This is a genomic window from Dyadobacter sp. CY326 (assembly GCF_021390515.1).
Lineage (GTDB): Bacteria > Bacteroidota > Bacteroidia > Cytophagales > Spirosomataceae > Dyadobacter.
The window spans coordinates 283760-299302 of the sequence record NZ_JAJUXI010000005.1 but is presented as its reverse complement, the minus strand read 5'-3'; the positions used below and the strand labels follow the sequence as shown (position 1 = coordinate 299302).

The window sequence follows — 15543 nt, the reverse complement described above, 5'->3', positions numbered from 1 at the left end:
TGACGATTATTTCGTGCTAAGGTACAAACATTCAATGCAACGCAATGGATTTGGGGAGTTATTCCAAGGGGTTATTTGGCCGGATTTTTCACAAATCCCTGAGTATCTTATTGGGAGCTGGCAGATCACCATCCTTAAATGAAGGGCTTTCAGCCAGTGTTTTTCGCTTCTTAACAAGCATGCTCCGCTTTTTAAGAAAATATGCAAAGACCATGTAAGCACCGAACATGGCAATGTAAATGTACATCGAAGCGGTGTTGGTAATGTCGCCATGGAAAGCGAAAAACAAGGTCGTGTTCAGGATCGTCACCATCCATAAAGTGAAAGAAGCCCAAAAGTGATTCAAGCCGTTGTCAATCAGAATGTGGTGCATGTGATTTCTGTCTGCAATGAACGGCGAGCCTCCCTTAAAAATCCGAACGATGAAGACGCGAAGTGTGTCGAAAATGGGCACGATAAGCAGAACCATCACGATGATCGGTGCATTGAAATATGCATTTGGATCGTGCAGATAGCCAACATTCAATGACAAAAATTCGACTGAGAAAATGGAAAGCAGATAACCCACAATCAGCGATCCGGTGTCGCCCATGAAGATTTTACTCGTTTTGGAAAAATTGAAACGAAGGAAACCCAACAGCGAACCCGACATGGCAAACGCAAGACAGCCGAACGAGAAGTGATCATTTAAAATAAACCATAAACCGAAACCAAGGCCTGCGATAAGACTTATTCCGCCAGCAAGTCCATCGATTCCATCAATTAGGTTAATGGCGTTAATGATGGCGATGAATATAAAAACGGTCAATGGAATGCTGACCCAATCCGAAACGCCATGAATGCTGAAAATTCCGTAGAAATTATCAACTTTGAAGTTGCCCATTGCCACAAGAATTAGTGAGGCAAATATTTGAATGATCAGCTTTTTGGTTGGATCAACAGCAAGAATGTCGTCCTTGATTCCGAGGAAAAAGAGGATAATCACTCCTGTCATGGCGAGGCTTATCAGATTGGAATCGAGGATGTTTTCTGAGTGAGGCCATAAAAAATAAGCGATTAGCGTTGCCGCGAATATCGCTATGCCTCCCAATGTTGGGGTTTCTGTTTCGTGTGAACTTCTGAAACCTGGTTTTGCCGTCAAATGCAGCAGATTTGACAAATTAATGATGATCGGAATGCTGATAATGGATAGAAAGCACGCGATCAAAAAGGAAAGAAGGCACTGGTAAACGTCATGATGAAGAATATTGCTGAAGTTTCCTTGGCTCAATATTTGTAGCGGTAACTTTAATTCCATAGTGCCTGTAATGTAAGTGAGGATGATGACATTGAGTAAAGTTGACCGATCAATCAAAAGTCGTAATTAAAATCTGTATTTTAAATAGCTAAATGGCTGTCTATCAAAATAATTATTGCCCATTCAGCTAATCTAGTTTGCTTTCAAATTCAGCGAAACTGTAATATTTTTCTTAACGGTTTCAGCCAAAGTGTGTAAAATCGCGGCGTCAGATCATTCTCTTTCCACGCGCGTAAATCGTTCCTGTTCGCTGCAATCCTGTTCTTAATGTTGCTGTTGCTCACCCCGCCGGTTCTCATTTTTACCAAAACCTTCGGAACGTAAGCGATTTTGATCTTCGCTTTGTGAATAAATCGCAACATTAATTCGTAATCTGCGGCGCTTCCAAAATCCAGGCGAAACATGCCTAATTTCTCATAAAGCTCTTTTTTGACAAAAAATGCCGGATGCGGAGGCATCCAACCGTTTAAAAAAGCTCCTTCCTTATAATGTCCCGACGTCCATTGACGCTTAACAAGCATTTCATTTTCGGAATCCACATAAACCAGATCGCCATAGCAACCTTTCACATCATCCGCATGCATTTGCGAAGCCACGTCACTGATCACCGAATTGTATGCGTAAAAATCGTCCGCATTCAAAATGCCAATCACGTCACCCGCTGCTAATTGTATGCCCTTATTCATTGCGTCGTAAATTCCGCCGTCCTTTTCACTGACGAACCGGGTAATTTTACTTCCGTATTCTTTTACAATTTCCTGCGTTCCATCCGTAGAATCGCCATCAATAATGATGTACTCAACATTAGCAAAATCCTGGCTCAGCACTGATTCAATGCATTGCCTGATTGTTTTGGCGCCATTGTAGACGACGGTGATTATAGTTACTTTCAACGCGTTAAAATTCTTGTTTTGGCAAATCTAGCCGGATTTCCCTGGTAAATCCCAAAGGCTTCCAGATCACTGGTTGCAACTGAGTCCACTGTTAAAACCGCATGCGATCGCACTGTGACTCCCGGACAAACCGTCGCTTTCGCACCGATCCAGGCTCCGTTTTCAATGGTTATCGGTTTGACAATCAGGTCGAATGTGCTGGTGGTAAAGTCGTGGTTGCCAGTCAGTAAAAGGCAGCCTTGCGACAGGCACACGTTTGATCCTATTGTCAGCATTGTGAGGTTGTCAATCCACACATTTTCACCGATCCAGGTGTGTTCGCCGACAGCCAAAAACCATGGATATTTAATGTTCACTTTTGGTTTGATAACCGTTCCTTTTCCAATCTCTGCACCGAATAATGTTAAGAAAAATCGCTTAACCGCCATTGGATAAGGTAAATATGTATTGATAAACAGCCTGTTGGTGACATACCAGAGCAATTGTTTGATAAAACTCCCTGGCTGATACCAGCTGTTGTCATACCGGGACAGATCGGTTTGGGTTTTTAAGGTCTTTTCCATATTCTGTCCTGAAATGTGTAATAATATCCTCTTTGTTTTTTCCTGCCCGGTGGTAAACTTCGTAAATTTTTGCATCAACCAGAAAGCGATACCAAAAGCCTTGCAGGAAATGCCAGATCAAGCCCTTCATTCCATCCAGGAACCCAAACTTGAAAATGTAACGATAAACGAAATAGATGAGCGGACGCGTGAAAAGCGGAAGGCTGGCATATTTGATTTTTAGAAATCGCGTACGCTGTTCCTGACTTCCCCAAAAGCTGGGAATGACGGTGTCTTTACTTTCAAAATTATATTTAATGTTCAATAGATCAATGACTTCCCGTATTGCATAATTGTTATGTTTTTGCGTCCACCAGGTGAGGTTATTGAGATTATGATCTACGATGTCGTGCTGCAATTGGGCCGTGCTGCCGCTGCTGAGTTTAATGTGCTCATCCATCCACAATTCTTCACAAATGCCCAGCCCGTTGCGCCAGATGCGCAGCAGCCAAATCGGATAGTAACCGCCTCTATGGATCCATTTATCCATAAACATAACACGCCGCTTCACATAAAGTCCCGAAACTTCTTCGGGCGTGCGGTGTAGGCTGCTATCTAGCTCAGCAGCAAGTTCGGCCGTGATGTATTCGTCGGCGTCCATGCGCATCAGCCATTTGGTTCTAAATGGATTGTTCTGAATGCCGTAATTGAATTGGAATGAATACGAAACCCAGGGATTCTGGATCACGGTTGCGCCCAGGCTTTGGGCAATGCTTGCGGTGTCGTCAGTGGAAAACGAATCAACAATGAAAATTTTATCAGTCACCGGAAGCAAGCTTTTGATGCAACGTGCAATATGCTTGGATTCGTTGTGTGTTAAAATGATGACGGACAAATCAATCATACCCGGGTGTGCAAACAGTCAGAAACTTACCAAAAATCGGTTGATGTAACCGGCCAAAGGTAATTACTTTTTTTTAACTTTCTTGTATTCTTCCAATAACTGATTAGCCACCACGCGTATGTCAAAATTTTCGGTTACCATCTTGTGGGCACGATTTGCTATATCCTGACCATAGACTTTATCTTGTAATATTTTAAGAAGCCCCTTGGCAACGCCATCGCTGTTTAAGGGTGTTAAAAAAGCGGCATCATAGCGTTTAATGTAATCACCAAACCCCACGCGATCGGACACGATTGTTGGCACACGCGAGGTCATTGCTTCCAGCACGGCAATGGAAAAACCTTCCGAATAGGAGGGCAAAACGAACAGATCCGCATCGGCAAGCGCTTCTTTTTTAACCGTATCCGTAAGCATTCCCACCAGTTTAATGCGGTTTTGCAGGTTGTTTTTTCGGATAAAAGCTTCGGTTTCCTGTTGATAACCATCGTCCGGACCGGCTAGGATCAGCACAGCATTCGGCAGCTGCTGTTCCACTTGCCTGAATGCAGGCAAGAGCAAGTCGAGGCCTTTCTTAATGTTCAGCCTGGCCATAAAAAGCACCAGTTGCTGATCGGCAGTAATATTGTGCTTGGCCCGAAATATGCCTTTTGCAGGCAAGCGAGCGTATTCTTCGAGTTTCATCCCGTTCGGGACAATCACCATGTTTTTGGGACGATAACCCAAATAACGGATCACATCCTCTTCTTCATCCGTGTTATTGATCTGGATCAGGTCGGCTTGTCCTAATATTCTTTTTTGATAAAGCAGCGTGACAATGTCCTTTTTCCATTTGTGATGCGCCACTGCCCATTTGTCAAGCAAGCCGTGGATCGTGATCACTTTTACGGCGTTATTAGGAATCAAAAACGGAGCTAAACTCCCAAAATGCCAGATTCCATGCATATGCACCACATCATACTCGTGAATATGATGTTTCAGAAAGCGATACATTTCAATTGAAAATTCGCGATAAATATTGCTGATCGGCGTCGTGCGGGCACATTCTATAAGCCTTGCGCCTTGCGGAACGGGATACATTTTTTCTCCCGGCGTCATGGGGCTTAAAATATCAACAGCATGTCCACGCGCGAGCACTTCCGTGGTGTGGTCATAAATGATGCGGGCCGGACCGCCGATTGCCCATGTGTAAGCGCAAATATTGAGAATTCGCATGCAATTGTTTCGTATATAATTTTTATGGTCAGCCTGTTACAGATTGTGATAACAGTCAGCCATTTGCCGTGCAACTTGTTTGGAAGAAAAAGGCGCAATCAATTTCAGTGACGCTTCTCCCATTGCCGGAATGTTGTCAGGATTTTGTATAAAAAACTGCATTGCCGTTTCCAGTTCTTTTTGCTGGTCGGGGTCAAAAGTAAAGCCATTTACATCATTCTTCACCAAATCCGCCACGCAACCGCAATTTTCAGACACAATAACAGGCATTCCGCAAACCATCGCCTCATTCACAACCAATCCCCACGGCTCCGATTTACTTGGCAAAATAAGCACATCGCTTTCGGCCAAAAATTCGGGAACCTTATACCAGGGAAATCCGCCTTTGAAAATGATCTTTTCCTCCAAATGATAACCCAATGTGCGTTTTTCCAGAGCAGCGCGTTCCGGGCCGTCGCCAACAAATATGAGTTGCCAAGGCCGTTGATTGCTGTCGAATTTATGAACATTGGCGAACGCTGTGATCAACGTTCCAAGATTTTTTTCCGTTGCCAGCCGCCCGACATAGACAAATTTGCGGGTGCGCTGAACATTAATTGCAGTTTGTTTCGCAGCCGCATGGCGTGTTTGAACAACTTCTTCATCAATCACAGCCGCGTTTCTGACCGGAATCCGTGACGGCGCAACGCCCAGACTTTCAATGTATTCGGCTGATGTTTTGCCAAAACAGAAAAATATATTGGCCCGGTTAATGATCAGTTTTTTGAAGGTTTCTTTAAAAAAAGATCGATTGTGATCCGCAGAAGAAGATTCGGAAGACAGGACGACTTTCACTCCCTTCAATCTTGCATAAAACATCAGCAGAACCTGTGCGGGATCAAAATAGCCCGTAATGTTAAGAACGGTGGGCTTATATGCATCGAACGCTGCGAACAATGCAGCACGCCTTTCTTTAAAACCCACCTGATCCAGACTGCGCTCAAAAAGAACTTTATACGGATAATGATAAGTGATTGCATCGTCGCTTTGCATGACGCTTCGGCTGGCTTCGTAAAGCGCGATCTGCAAAACCAGAAAATCACTTTCAGGATATTTTTCCCGGATAGCAGAATGTATTTCACTGAAAAGCCGCGACTTATAATGCGCCCATAATTGATTGTGAACCACAAGGACACGCATTACTTTTTTAGATTTAAATATTCCTGAAACAAAGGATAGAGGTTATCAGCAAGGAAAAGCTGACCCTGACTGTTATAATGCACAACATCCATTTTCCGATAATATTTGGCTTCAATGCCCAGACTGAACTCATTGATAAGCCGGATGTTTCGCTGCGTGGCAAATGCTATGATTTCGTCACCCTGATCATTGAAATGGCCCAGCTCGACCTCGGAAGTTTCGGGATGCAGATAAATGAACATGGGGATGGAGTCCTTTTTGGCAATCTCGTAAATTTGCTCATAACCAGGATTGAAGCCAAGGCCTGGCTTGCGGATTCCTGCATCATTCAGTTTCTCCTTTTTGACCGAATCCTTTTTTATTGAATCCAAAAGCACTTTTTCTGGATTTTCATCGACGGTGGGAGCAAAGAACCAGGTGTTAAAATAATAAAAGAAAATCCAGCGATAGCGGTCCCAAAGTTCGTAAAGCGCAACTTTATATTGCTTATCTGGCATCCCAGGATCAATCCCGACCGGGCTTTGGTGCGACATAATATCGTGCGCATCGTGGCTGCTGGTGACGAGGCACATTAATCTCGCCTTGAAAGTGCCATATTTTTTCAGAAACGCGGCCATGTTATCGGGCCCCCAGGAGCCTGCCGAAATGTTGAGCACACGAACGCGCTTGTTGTAGTCTCTCAGAAAACGTTTTTCCAGCAAAGTAGAAGCAATGCTGTCCTGATCCGTTAAGCTCCCTCCATTGACAACCGAATCGCCGATCAGCAAAATAACAATGCTGTCCGACGGAAGCACTTCCTCACTGCGCATGGATAAGCTGTTGGTCCTCAGTGCATAGCCAAATCTTTTTACATCCTGGTTAGGCGCATAAATGTATTCAAAATCAGGATCTGACACGTAAAGCGGAGAATTGCAAAAGCCGAACTTATATCTCAAAACGACTTCCGTCGTAACCGCGAGGATTATAACTAGGATTAAGAATCTATAAAAAAATTTCAACATCAAAGAAAAACGCTGTGTCCGCTGCAAATGCGAAGGCAAATTTAGGATTACTTTTTCCAAAATCGCCTTTTTACAAATTGGAGTTGTGATTTATATCAAATCCTGCTTTGTGGGCACCAGCATTTCAATGAGTTCAATGCGGTTGCCAAACGGGTCGCGGAATGAGAAGCGCTTGCGGTCGGGGATGGGGCTGTCGTTGCGGATTGCGATGCCGTTTTCTTCGAGAAGCTGGCGTGCCGCATCCAGGTTTTTCACCTCGAATGCAGGATGTCGCTGTGAAGTTTCCATCAGTGGTTCAGCTCTTATATGCAGCTCTATATCACCCATTTGAAACCACATTGCGCCGTTAGGAAGCGCGTATCCCTGATCTCTCAACTCGGGCAAGCCAAGTACTTGGCCGTAAAAATGTCGTGCGTCTTCCTCCTTGCCTTCGGGAATGCAGAGCATGACGTGGTTTAATCTTTCAAATTCAATCTTCATTGTCAGGAGTGTTGTTCTGGTTATTTTAGCAATGGCCCATTGCTCACTTTTTTTCCGTTTCTCCACACGGCTTCAATTTTCCGCGTGTTTTTAATGTCCTCGGCCGGATTAGCGCTCAATATGATCAAATCAGCCCTCTTGCCACGAACGAGCGTCCCTGAATCCTTGTCGATTTGCAAGGCTTTCGCAGCATTTTGGGTCGAAAGCATGATCGCTTGCAATGGAGTCAGGCCTGCTTCGACCATTAATTCCATTTCCAAATGTTCTGTAAAACCCTGCGTTCGAATCGGAAATGCGCCGGAATCGGTTCCCAATGCAACTGTTATGCCAGCATCAAAAATCTTTTTAAGATTTACCGAAGCGGTTTTGAATGCTGCCAAGTTGCGCTCATAATCCGGTGAAGTTTTGATCTTTTCATTGTACGCGGGATCTGTAATCATTTCAAACGCACCCGGTTCGAGTGAAGTTTTGAAAAATGCATCATTGAGCCAAGCAGGCTGACCGGCATAGGCAAACTGATATTCATCCAATGAAAGCGTCGGAATGTAAATCACATTTTTCTCCTTCATTTTGCTTAACAATGCCTCATCAACTTCCTTATCGCGAACGCTGTGTGCAATAATGTCGAGCCCGGCATCAACCAGCAACTTTGCATCTTCAACATAAAATAAGTGCGCTGCAACTCTGATGTTACGTTTGTGCGCTTCGCTGATGATGGCCTGGTAAATTTCCGGCTTCATCTTTTGAGCATTGCCGCCATGATCGTCCACCCAAATTTTTACCACCGTCGGTTTAAGCCGGACCAGTTTATCCAGCATAGCGGGCACTTCCTCAGGTGTTTCGGGACGCAACAGCAAATTCATCCACGAACCCGGATTTGGATCGGGTGTATTAAAGCCATAACCCGCCGAAAATAATCTTGCGCCCGGAAGCAGACCAGCAACTGTTGAATCCCTCAGTCCATCGAAAATTAGCGGCCGGTCGGTTCCCATTGCCAGCACCGCAGAAACGCCGTAATCCTGGTATTTAACGAGTTGCCTTAGAATATTTTCTCTTGTGTAATTCTCTGCGGATGAAGTGGTTCCATTTAATGTGCCCACGTGTGCGTGCGCGCAGATCAGCGATGGCATCACCGTTTTGCCAGTCAGGTCAACTTCCTGTGCGCCTTTCAACTTAATGGCCTTTTCCACTGCCACCACGCGCCCGTCCATGATGAGAATGTCTGTTGCTTCGCGGGGATCTTCGCCGGTTCCGTCAATCACAGTTGCGTTTTTGAGAATGGTCGCTTTGGTCTGGGCATTCGCTTCATAGCCAGCAGCCACGACAATCAGGCAAATCAGTAAGGAAACAGGATTTTTCATAACGTCGTAGTAAAATATTTAATCAGCAGGTAAACGATTTCCGAATGTCAAAATAGAAGTTTTCACGCACAATTAATCCTGAAAGTGGCAAAGTATTCTAAAATGTTGATGAAAAATGAAGGTTTTTTACAATTTGTAGAAGTTATTTGCACCGCAGGATAAAAGTATTACAAACATGCTCATTTCAAGAGTTAATGTAATTAAATAAAAGCTATCTTGTAAGGCTGTAACCAACTATATGCTGACGCTTAAATTCGATCACATCGGTCGTAAACCCTTCGAAAAATAGATGTCTGAGGAAAGAGAAAAACACAAATACCCAAGCAACTCTCAATTATTTCAGAGTTTTTTGAATAGCCGCACCATGTACATTGTCCGCACGGACCTGGAAGGCAATTATACATTTGTAAACAATTGTTTTTGTGAATTTTACGGCATCGCGCAGGAAGATATTGTCGGCAAATCCTCCTTAATGGGTGTTGTTCCTGAGGACATTGAGAAATGTATCCAAGTTGGCAATCTGTGCTTTATAAATCCAGGCAAACCCCACCCGGTTACGCTGCGGAAAATTTCACAATTCGCCGGCATCAACACCACGCAATGGGAATTTACCGGGTTAACCGACGAGTCTGGCGTTGTAAACGAGATTTTCTGCATTGGTTACGACATCACGCAAAAGTTGAAAACGGAGCAAGATTTATCCGTATTGGTTTCCAATGTCCAAGATGTCCTTTTTACGCTGACGCCTGAGCTTATTCTCACTTATGTCTCGCCAAGCTGGACAAAAGTATATGGTTATACGATCAAGGAAACGTTGGGACGCTCTTTTACGGAATATGTCCATGAGGATGATCTTGAAACCTGCAAAGCTGCATTGCTGAAAACAGTGCAAACGAATGTGCCGATCAAGGGCGGCATTGAACACCGGATTCTGCATAAAAACGGAACGTGGTCTTGGAGCAACACCAGCGCAAACATTGATTCTGACAGCAAGGACATCATACTTACGAGTCACAACATCACCGAGTTACGCCGCTCGCGCGAGCGCTTGAAGGAGCTGGCGATCGTGGCTTCGAACACAACAGACTATATTGTAATAACCGACAGCAAAGGGCGCATTACGTGGGTCAACAAAGCTTATGAAAATCAGACGGGCTACAAGCGCGGCGAAGTGAAAGGCCTGGACCCGACCGAGTTACTATGCGGCCCGGAAACGGATATGGACACGATTGCCTGGATTTACGAAGAATGCAAGGCTTATCGGATCGTGCAAGCGGAGATTTTATGTTACAATAGGAGTGGCGAGCGCTATTGGGTCGATTTGAAAATAACGCCTGTATTTAATGACAAAGGGCAATGCACAAATTTCGTTGCCATTGAACGCGATATAACCCGTCGCAAGCGTTCCGAGGAGGCCATCATGAATTCGGAAGCCAAGTTTCGCAGCTTGTACGATTCGACGAGTGACGCGGTGGTGCTTTTTGACCGGGAGGGTTACCTGGATTGCAACCCGGCAGCATTGAAAATGTTTGGACTTACCTCGGTAAATGGCCTGGTTGGCAAATCTCATGAAGAACTGGCTTTTGCGACCTATTCTTCTTACGAGCAGCTTACCGATCTTGCCAAGGAAAATTTGGAGGCTGTCTATGAAAAAGGAAGTCATAATTTCGAATGGGTTTTCAAACGTTTCGGAGCGGATAGCGAAAGTTTCGTTGCGGAAGTGCTTTTAAACCTCACCAACATTAACGGCTCTCAAATCATACAAGCCGTAATCAGGGATATTACATTAAGGAAGCAGGCAGAGCTCGAACTGCTCACAGCAAGCCAGCAGGCCGAGTCGGCAAGCAAGCTCAAATCGGAATTTTTGGCCAATATGAGTCATGAAATCCGGACACCGCTCAACGGTGTGATCGGTTTTACGGACCTATTGATGAAAACCGCCCTGGACGAAACGCAGCAGCAATACATGTCCATGGTTTTCCAATCGGCTAATTCATTGCTTGAAATTATCAATGACATTCTCGATTTCTCAAAAATAGAGGCGGGCAAATTGGAGCTCCGTTATGAAAAAACCGATTTGCTCACGCTATGCGGACAAGTTGCGGACATGCTCACTTACCAGGCGCAGCAAAAGCAACTGGAAATGCTGCTGAACATTCCGGCCGACATTCCGCATTATGTCTGGGCCGACTCGGTGCGGTTGAAACAGATTTTGGCAAACTTGCTGAGTAACGCCGTCAAATTCACAATGAATGGCGAAATTGAATTGAAAATAGAGGTTTTAGAGCGCCTAAACGAACAGGAAACAACATTCAGATTTTCTGTCAGAGACACAGGAATTGGCATTGCCCCAAAAAACCAGCGGCGCATCTTCGACGCGTTTTCTCAGGAAGACTCCTCAACAACCAAACGCTTCGGCGGCACCGGCCTGGGGCTGACGATTTCCAATAACCTGCTCGAACTGATGGGAAGCAAGCTGCAACTCAACAGCAGGACCGAAACAGGAAGCACATTCTTTTTTGACGTGACTTTCAGGCTCGTGCCCGATGGCGATGAGTTTGTTTGGGACAATATAGACGACATTAAGAAGGTCCTGATTGTGGATGACAACGTTCACAACGGGGATATTCTCACTGATATGCTAAACAACAAGGGCATAGCGTCAGAATATGTTTCAAATGGATTTGCGGCTCTGGAAAAATTGGCCACCGATCCGACGTTCGACGTTGTGCTTATGGACTGCCAAATGCCTGAGATGGATGGGATTGAGACCATTCGCAAGCTGCGCAATGCTTCGGGCAAGATGCGAAATCAACCCGTGATTTTGCTCAATAATTCTTTTGATGAAGAAGCCAATAATTTGGCGCTCGCCGAGCTTAACGTGCTTCATTCCTTATTAAAGCCGGTCAAAATACAGCAATTGTTTTCAATGCTTTCGCAGATTTATGCGACAAACGATGCGGTTTTTAAATCGGATTCGGAAGGCGGCCCGATTGACACTGGCCAGAAAGGTGCAGACAAGTTTGTTGTCCTGATTGCCGAAGACCACAAGATTAATATGCTTTTGGTAAAAACAATGTTGGGAAAAATCCTTTCCAATGTGACCATGGTGGAGGCCAATAACGGGAACGAAGCCATTCGGTTGTATAAAGAAACAGACCCAGACATTATTTTCATGGACATTCAAATGCCGGAAATGAATGGTTATGAAGCAACGCGGCAAATCAGAATTCTGGAATCAGGCAAGCGCATTCCCATCATTGCGCTCACAGCAGGAACCGTCGTAGGCGAACGGGAAAAATGCATTGACGCCGGAATGGATGATTATCTGACGAAGCCAGTCGTTAAAGATACGCTGCATAACACGATTCAGAAGTGGCTTTTCCAGGGAAATGAAATTGAAGTTTATTAAAAAGCGGAGGCAAATTATTTGCCTCCGCTTTTGTTTGGTTATCCGTTAACCACCTGTCCGCCATTGGGATGCAGCACTTGTCCGCTCATATAAGAAGCATCTTCACAAGCTAGAAATACATAACATGGTGCAACTTCGGCAGGTTGTCCAGGCCGTTTGAGCGGCGTGTCCTTTCCGAATTTTTCCACTTTTTCTGCATTGAATGTTGCCGGGATCAACGGTGTCCAGATCGGGCCGGGAGCCACAGCATTTACAATAATTTTTTTCTCAGCAAGCGATCCTGCCAGCGATCTTGTGAAAGCCACAATGGCGCCTTTTGTGGATGAGTAATCGAGTAACGCCGGACTGCCATGATATGCAGTTACGGACGCAGTGTTAATGATAGCGTCGCCTTCGTGCAAGTGTTCGAGCGCAGCCTGCGTGAAAAAGAAAAATGCAAAAATGTTGGTGGCAAACGTGTCATGCAGCTGATTCGCAGTAATTTCTCTTATATCTTCTTTCGGATGCTGTTCGGCTGCATTGTTTACCAAAATGTTCAATTTGCCAAATTCATTCACAACACGAGAAACTGCCTCTTTGCAAAACGCTTCCTCGCGCACATCGCCCGGGATCAGCAGACATCGCTGTCCTTCCGCCTCAACGAGCGATTTGGTCTCCTGCGCATCCTCATCTTCTTCCAGATAAACAATGGCCACATCGGCTCCTTCGCGTGCAAAATGCACCGCCACAGCGCGACCAATTCCGCTATCGCCACCCGTTATCAATGCTGATTTTCCTTCCAACTTTCCACTTCCGCGATAATTTTCACGAATAAAAACGGGTGCCGGGGTCATTTCCTGTTCTATGCCGGGCTGTGAGTCTTGCGTCTGTCCGCCGGTTTGAATTTGATAATCCATAATGTAATGATTTTAGTAGTTGATTATTGTGAAAGCCCGGGGCAGTAAAAGCATGTGCCAATGCCGCAAGTGTCCGCCTGTTTTCCGGAATGTGCACCCAAACCGCAATGCGCAACCGTTCATGAGTAAACATTTTCACAGTTGGCAAGTCCGTCTCCCGTTGCCACAGTTTGCATTTCAATGGTTTTATAACTTACTTTCTGAGGCTGGTCATGCTAAGCCCGACAAATTGATTTATGATTAAAATGATTGCCGAAGGTTCCAAATATCCCTTTGAATGGATTGATGTTACCGACCCCGATGATGCAGAACTTGCAGAATTAAGCAAAAAACATGCGTTTCACGAATCCTCCATTAAAGACTGGAGCCAGCCAGATCACCTTCCAAAATATGAAACCGTGGCGGGTTATGCATTCATCATTTTCCGCATGCATTCCGAGTCCGTCGCCACCGAAGCCGACACGGTCCCTGAGCTTACAGACAAAGTCGCCGTTTTCATGTTTCCCGAAAAAGTGATCACGCTGCACCGTAAACCGTGGTCGGCGCCAGAACTTATTCGTGAAAACCAGATTACGCAGCACGCTTGCAAGGACACGCATCAGCTGGTAAACGAAATTATAAAAAGCTGTCTCAGCACATACGAAGAGCCGTCGGCCAAGCTTACGCGTGACATTGAATATTATGAGGAAAATATGTTTCTCAAAAATCGAAAAGCGTCATTGCTCAAAAGCCTGTATTATTTACGCAGAAGGGTGGAAGTGACCCGGCGCGTGATCATGCTGTCGCACGAAATCGTGGATAAGATGGACGATCCTGAGCACACCAATGCTTACACGCGCGACACGCGCGACCTTTTCGTGAAAATGCAGAATATTTATGACACGCTTTTTGAAAACATGAACCAGCTTGTCATGATCTATTTTTCGATTTCGTCCCAGCGAACCAACGAGATCGTACGCGTATTGACATTGTTTTCAGTTTTCTTCATGCCGCTGACATTCATTGTCGGCATTTATGGAATGAATTTCGAATTTATGCCCGAGCTGCGGATGAAATATGGCTATCCAGCAGTTATGATTTTGATGGTCTTTATTACAGTCGGGATTTATGCCTGGTTTAAGAAAAAAGGCTGGTTGTGAGAATCTTAACATTAAATTTTTGTGAAAATCGCCTTTTTATTAACCTATGAATTTTGATTTTATTAAATACATTTTCTTTTTTCTGATATCGATCACGCAGCTTGCAGCGCAGGTCGTGGTCGTTCCAAAAGCGCCTGCTGCTTTGACTGCAACTGCTGTTTCGGCAACGCAAATCAACCTTACCTGGACGGACAATGCGACCAACGAGACAGGTTTTGAGCTGGAAAGATCATTGGATGGTTTGAAGTTTGTAAAAATTGCCGATGTTGCTGCGAATGTGAAGACTTTTCAAAACACCGGACTGGCGGCTTCAACAAAATACTGGTTCAGGATTTTGGCCAAAAATACGGCTGCGAAGTCTGCATACAGCAACATTGCGAGTGCCACAACATTGCTTCTTGCGCCGGTCGCGCCTGAAAACCTGACCGCAACGGCCGTTTCCATTTCGCAGATTAATCTTACCTGGGCGGATGCATCTAACAACGAAAGCGGTTTCCAGCTCGAAAGATCATTGGACGGAAAAACCTTCTCAAAAATTGCCGACCTCGCAGCCAATGCCGTGACGTTCCAAAACACCGGATTAGCACCTGCAACCGATTATTTTTACAGGATCAGGGCGATCAATGCGGCCGGAAATTCACCATATAGCGACATTGTTTCTGCCAAAACCCAAAACATTCCCGTTCCGGACCGCCCGGAAAATTTCACAGCCGTGCCCATTGCACCTGATTTGGTTCAATTACGCTGGTCGCCGGTTTCGGCAAACACAAAAGAAGTGATTATCGAGCGTTCGGCCGGTGACAACCAATATGTTCAGATTGGAAAGGTTGCGGCCAATGTGCTGCAATTTCAAGACACGGATTCGCTGGCCAGAATCGATCATTATTACCGTATTAAAGCCGTGAATGCTGGCGGAAGTTCACCTTATAGTCTGGTTTCCATTGTGCTTGCCAATTCGATTATCACGGGCGTAGAACCCGTTGCCGACAAGCATCTTGTCTATGTTTTTGACAAAACAATTTTTACGGAACTCAGCAGATCAAGCGCTGCATTGCTGCAAATTTACGACCTGCGCGGCGTCCAACTCAGGGAGGAAAACATCGGCGCATTTTCACAAACCAACATAAGCAGCCTTTCAGCGGGCATTTATATCGTGCGCATCGTCACCGACAAGGAAGTAATTTCGCGCAAAATTGCCCTTTACTGATATCATCTCCTAAATCCAGC

The 15543-nt window shown here is 45.1% G+C and carries 13 protein-coding genes; 3 read left to right on the top strand and 10 right to left on the bottom strand.

Going from position 1 to position 15543, the window contains the following annotated elements; translation table 11 throughout:
* Positions 1–88 precede the first annotated feature (88 nt).
* The 9 genes from LZG73_RS11930 to LZG73_RS11890 all read right to left on the bottom strand — a co-directional run bounded on the left by LZG73_RS11930 (position 89) and on the right by LZG73_RS11890 (position 8869).
* Positions 89–1297 carry an MraY family glycosyltransferase gene (locus LZG73_RS11930; RefSeq protein WP_233849354.1) on the bottom strand — a complete coding sequence of 403 codons (1209 nt, stop codon included), beginning with the start codon at positions 1295–1297 and terminating at the stop codon, positions 89–91.
* A 149-nt stretch (positions 1298–1446) separates the two neighbouring features.
* On the bottom strand, positions 1447–2190 hold the full coding sequence (locus LZG73_RS11925; RefSeq protein ID WP_233849352.1) for a glycosyltransferase family 2 protein: 744 nt from the start codon (positions 2188–2190) through the stop codon (positions 1447–1449).
* On the bottom strand, positions 2187–2753 hold the full coding sequence (locus LZG73_RS11920) for a WcaF family extracellular polysaccharide biosynthesis acetyltransferase (RefSeq protein ID WP_233849350.1): 567 nt from the start codon (positions 2751–2753) through the stop codon (positions 2187–2189). The genes LZG73_RS11925 and LZG73_RS11920 overlap by 4 nt, the downstream gene beginning before the upstream one ends.
* A complete protein-coding gene (locus LZG73_RS11915) occupies positions 2710–3636 on the bottom strand; it encodes a glycosyltransferase family 2 protein (RefSeq protein WP_233849348.1) in 927 nt (308 codons plus the stop codon). The genes LZG73_RS11920 and LZG73_RS11915 overlap by 44 nt, the downstream gene beginning before the upstream one ends.
* Positions 3637–3699: 63 nt before the next feature.
* Entirely contained in the window at positions 3700–4848 is a 1149-nt protein-coding gene (locus tag LZG73_RS11910; RefSeq protein ID WP_233849340.1) for a glycosyltransferase, read from the bottom strand.
* A gap of 36 nt (positions 4849–4884) precedes the next feature.
* Positions 4885–6027: a glycosyltransferase family 4 protein gene (locus LZG73_RS11905; protein ID WP_233849331.1), complete on the bottom strand. Its 1143-nt coding sequence runs from the start codon at positions 6025–6027 to the stop codon at positions 4885–4887.
* Positions 6027–6962 carry a hypothetical protein gene (locus LZG73_RS11900; RefSeq protein ID WP_233849322.1) on the bottom strand — a complete coding sequence of 312 codons (936 nt, stop codon included), beginning with the start codon at positions 6960–6962 and terminating at the stop codon, positions 6027–6029. The genes LZG73_RS11905 and LZG73_RS11900 overlap by 1 nt, the downstream gene beginning before the upstream one ends.
* Before the next feature lie 156 nt (positions 6963–7118).
* The gene (locus tag LZG73_RS11895; RefSeq protein ID WP_233849320.1) at positions 7119–7508 is read right to left on the bottom strand and encodes a VOC family protein; all 390 of its coding nucleotides are present in this window, start codon (positions 7506–7508) and stop codon (positions 7119–7121) included.
* Positions 7509–7528: 20 nt separating this feature from the next.
* Entirely contained in the window at positions 7529–8869 is a 1341-nt protein-coding gene (locus LZG73_RS11890) for an amidohydrolase family protein (protein ID WP_233849318.1), read from the bottom strand.
* Between the two features lie 289 nt (positions 8870–9158).
* Between LZG73_RS11890 and LZG73_RS11885 the strand changes: the two genes are divergently transcribed.
* Positions 9159–12281, top strand: coding sequence for a PAS domain-containing hybrid sensor histidine kinase/response regulator (locus tag LZG73_RS11885; protein WP_233849316.1), 3123 nt, complete (start codon positions 9159–9161; stop codon positions 12279–12281).
* 38 nt (positions 12282–12319) lie between these two features.
* On the opposite strand, the gene LZG73_RS11880 is transcribed toward LZG73_RS11885, so the two are convergent.
* The gene (locus tag LZG73_RS11880; RefSeq protein ID WP_233849314.1) at positions 12320–13177 is read right to left on the bottom strand and encodes an SDR family oxidoreductase; all 858 of its coding nucleotides are present in this window, start codon (positions 13175–13177) and stop codon (positions 12320–12322) included.
* Positions 13178–13413: 236 nt separating this feature from the next.
* Here LZG73_RS11880 and LZG73_RS11875 point away from each other — a divergent pair, with 236 nt between their 5' ends.
* Together LZG73_RS11875 and LZG73_RS11870 are read left to right on the top strand one after the other, a co-directional pair.
* A complete protein-coding gene (locus LZG73_RS11875) occupies positions 13414–14316 on the top strand; it encodes a CorA family divalent cation transporter (protein WP_233849312.1) in 903 nt (300 codons plus the stop codon).
* Positions 14317–14362: 46 nt separating this feature from the next.
* Positions 14363–15523 carry a fibronectin type III domain-containing protein gene (locus LZG73_RS11870; RefSeq protein WP_233849310.1) on the top strand — a complete coding sequence of 387 codons (1161 nt, stop codon included), beginning with the start codon at positions 14363–14365 and terminating at the stop codon, positions 15521–15523.
* Positions 15524–15543: the final 20 nt, after the last annotated feature.

Coding starts and splice junctions, on each gene's coding strand:
- LZG73_RS11885 (WP_233849316.1), top strand. CDS start 9,159: ATGTCTGAGGAAAGAGAAAAACACAAATACCCAAGCAACTCTCAATTA.
- LZG73_RS11890 (WP_233849318.1), bottom strand. CDS start 8,869: ATGAAAAATCCTGTTTCCTTACTGATTTGCCTGATTGTCGTGGCTGCT.
- LZG73_RS11910 (WP_233849340.1), bottom strand. CDS start 4,848: ATGCGAATTCTCAATATTTGCGCTTACACATGGGCAATCGGCGGTCCG.
- LZG73_RS11895 (WP_233849320.1), bottom strand. CDS start 7,508: ATGAAGATTGAATTTGAAAGATTAAACCACGTCATGCTCTGCATTCCC.
- LZG73_RS11920 (WP_233849350.1), bottom strand. CDS start 2,753: ATGGAAAAGACCTTAAAAACCCAAACCGATCTGTCCCGGTATGACAAC.
- LZG73_RS11930 (WP_233849354.1), bottom strand. CDS start 1,297: ATGGAATTAAAGTTACCGCTACAAATATTGAGCCAAGGAAACTTCAGC.
- LZG73_RS11880 (WP_233849314.1), bottom strand. CDS start 13,177: ATGGATTATCAAATTCAAACCGGCGGACAGACGCAAGACTCACAGCCC.
- LZG73_RS11905 (WP_233849331.1), bottom strand. CDS start 6,027: ATGCGTGTCCTTGTGGTTCACAATCAATTATGGGCGCATTATAAGTCG.
- LZG73_RS11870 (WP_233849310.1), top strand. CDS start 14,363: ATGAATTTTGATTTTATTAAATACATTTTCTTTTTTCTGATATCGATC.
- LZG73_RS11915 (WP_233849348.1), bottom strand. CDS start 3,636: ATGATTGATTTGTCCGTCATCATTTTAACACACAACGAATCCAAGCAT.
- LZG73_RS11875 (WP_233849312.1), top strand. CDS start 13,414: ATGATTAAAATGATTGCCGAAGGTTCCAAATATCCCTTTGAATGGATT.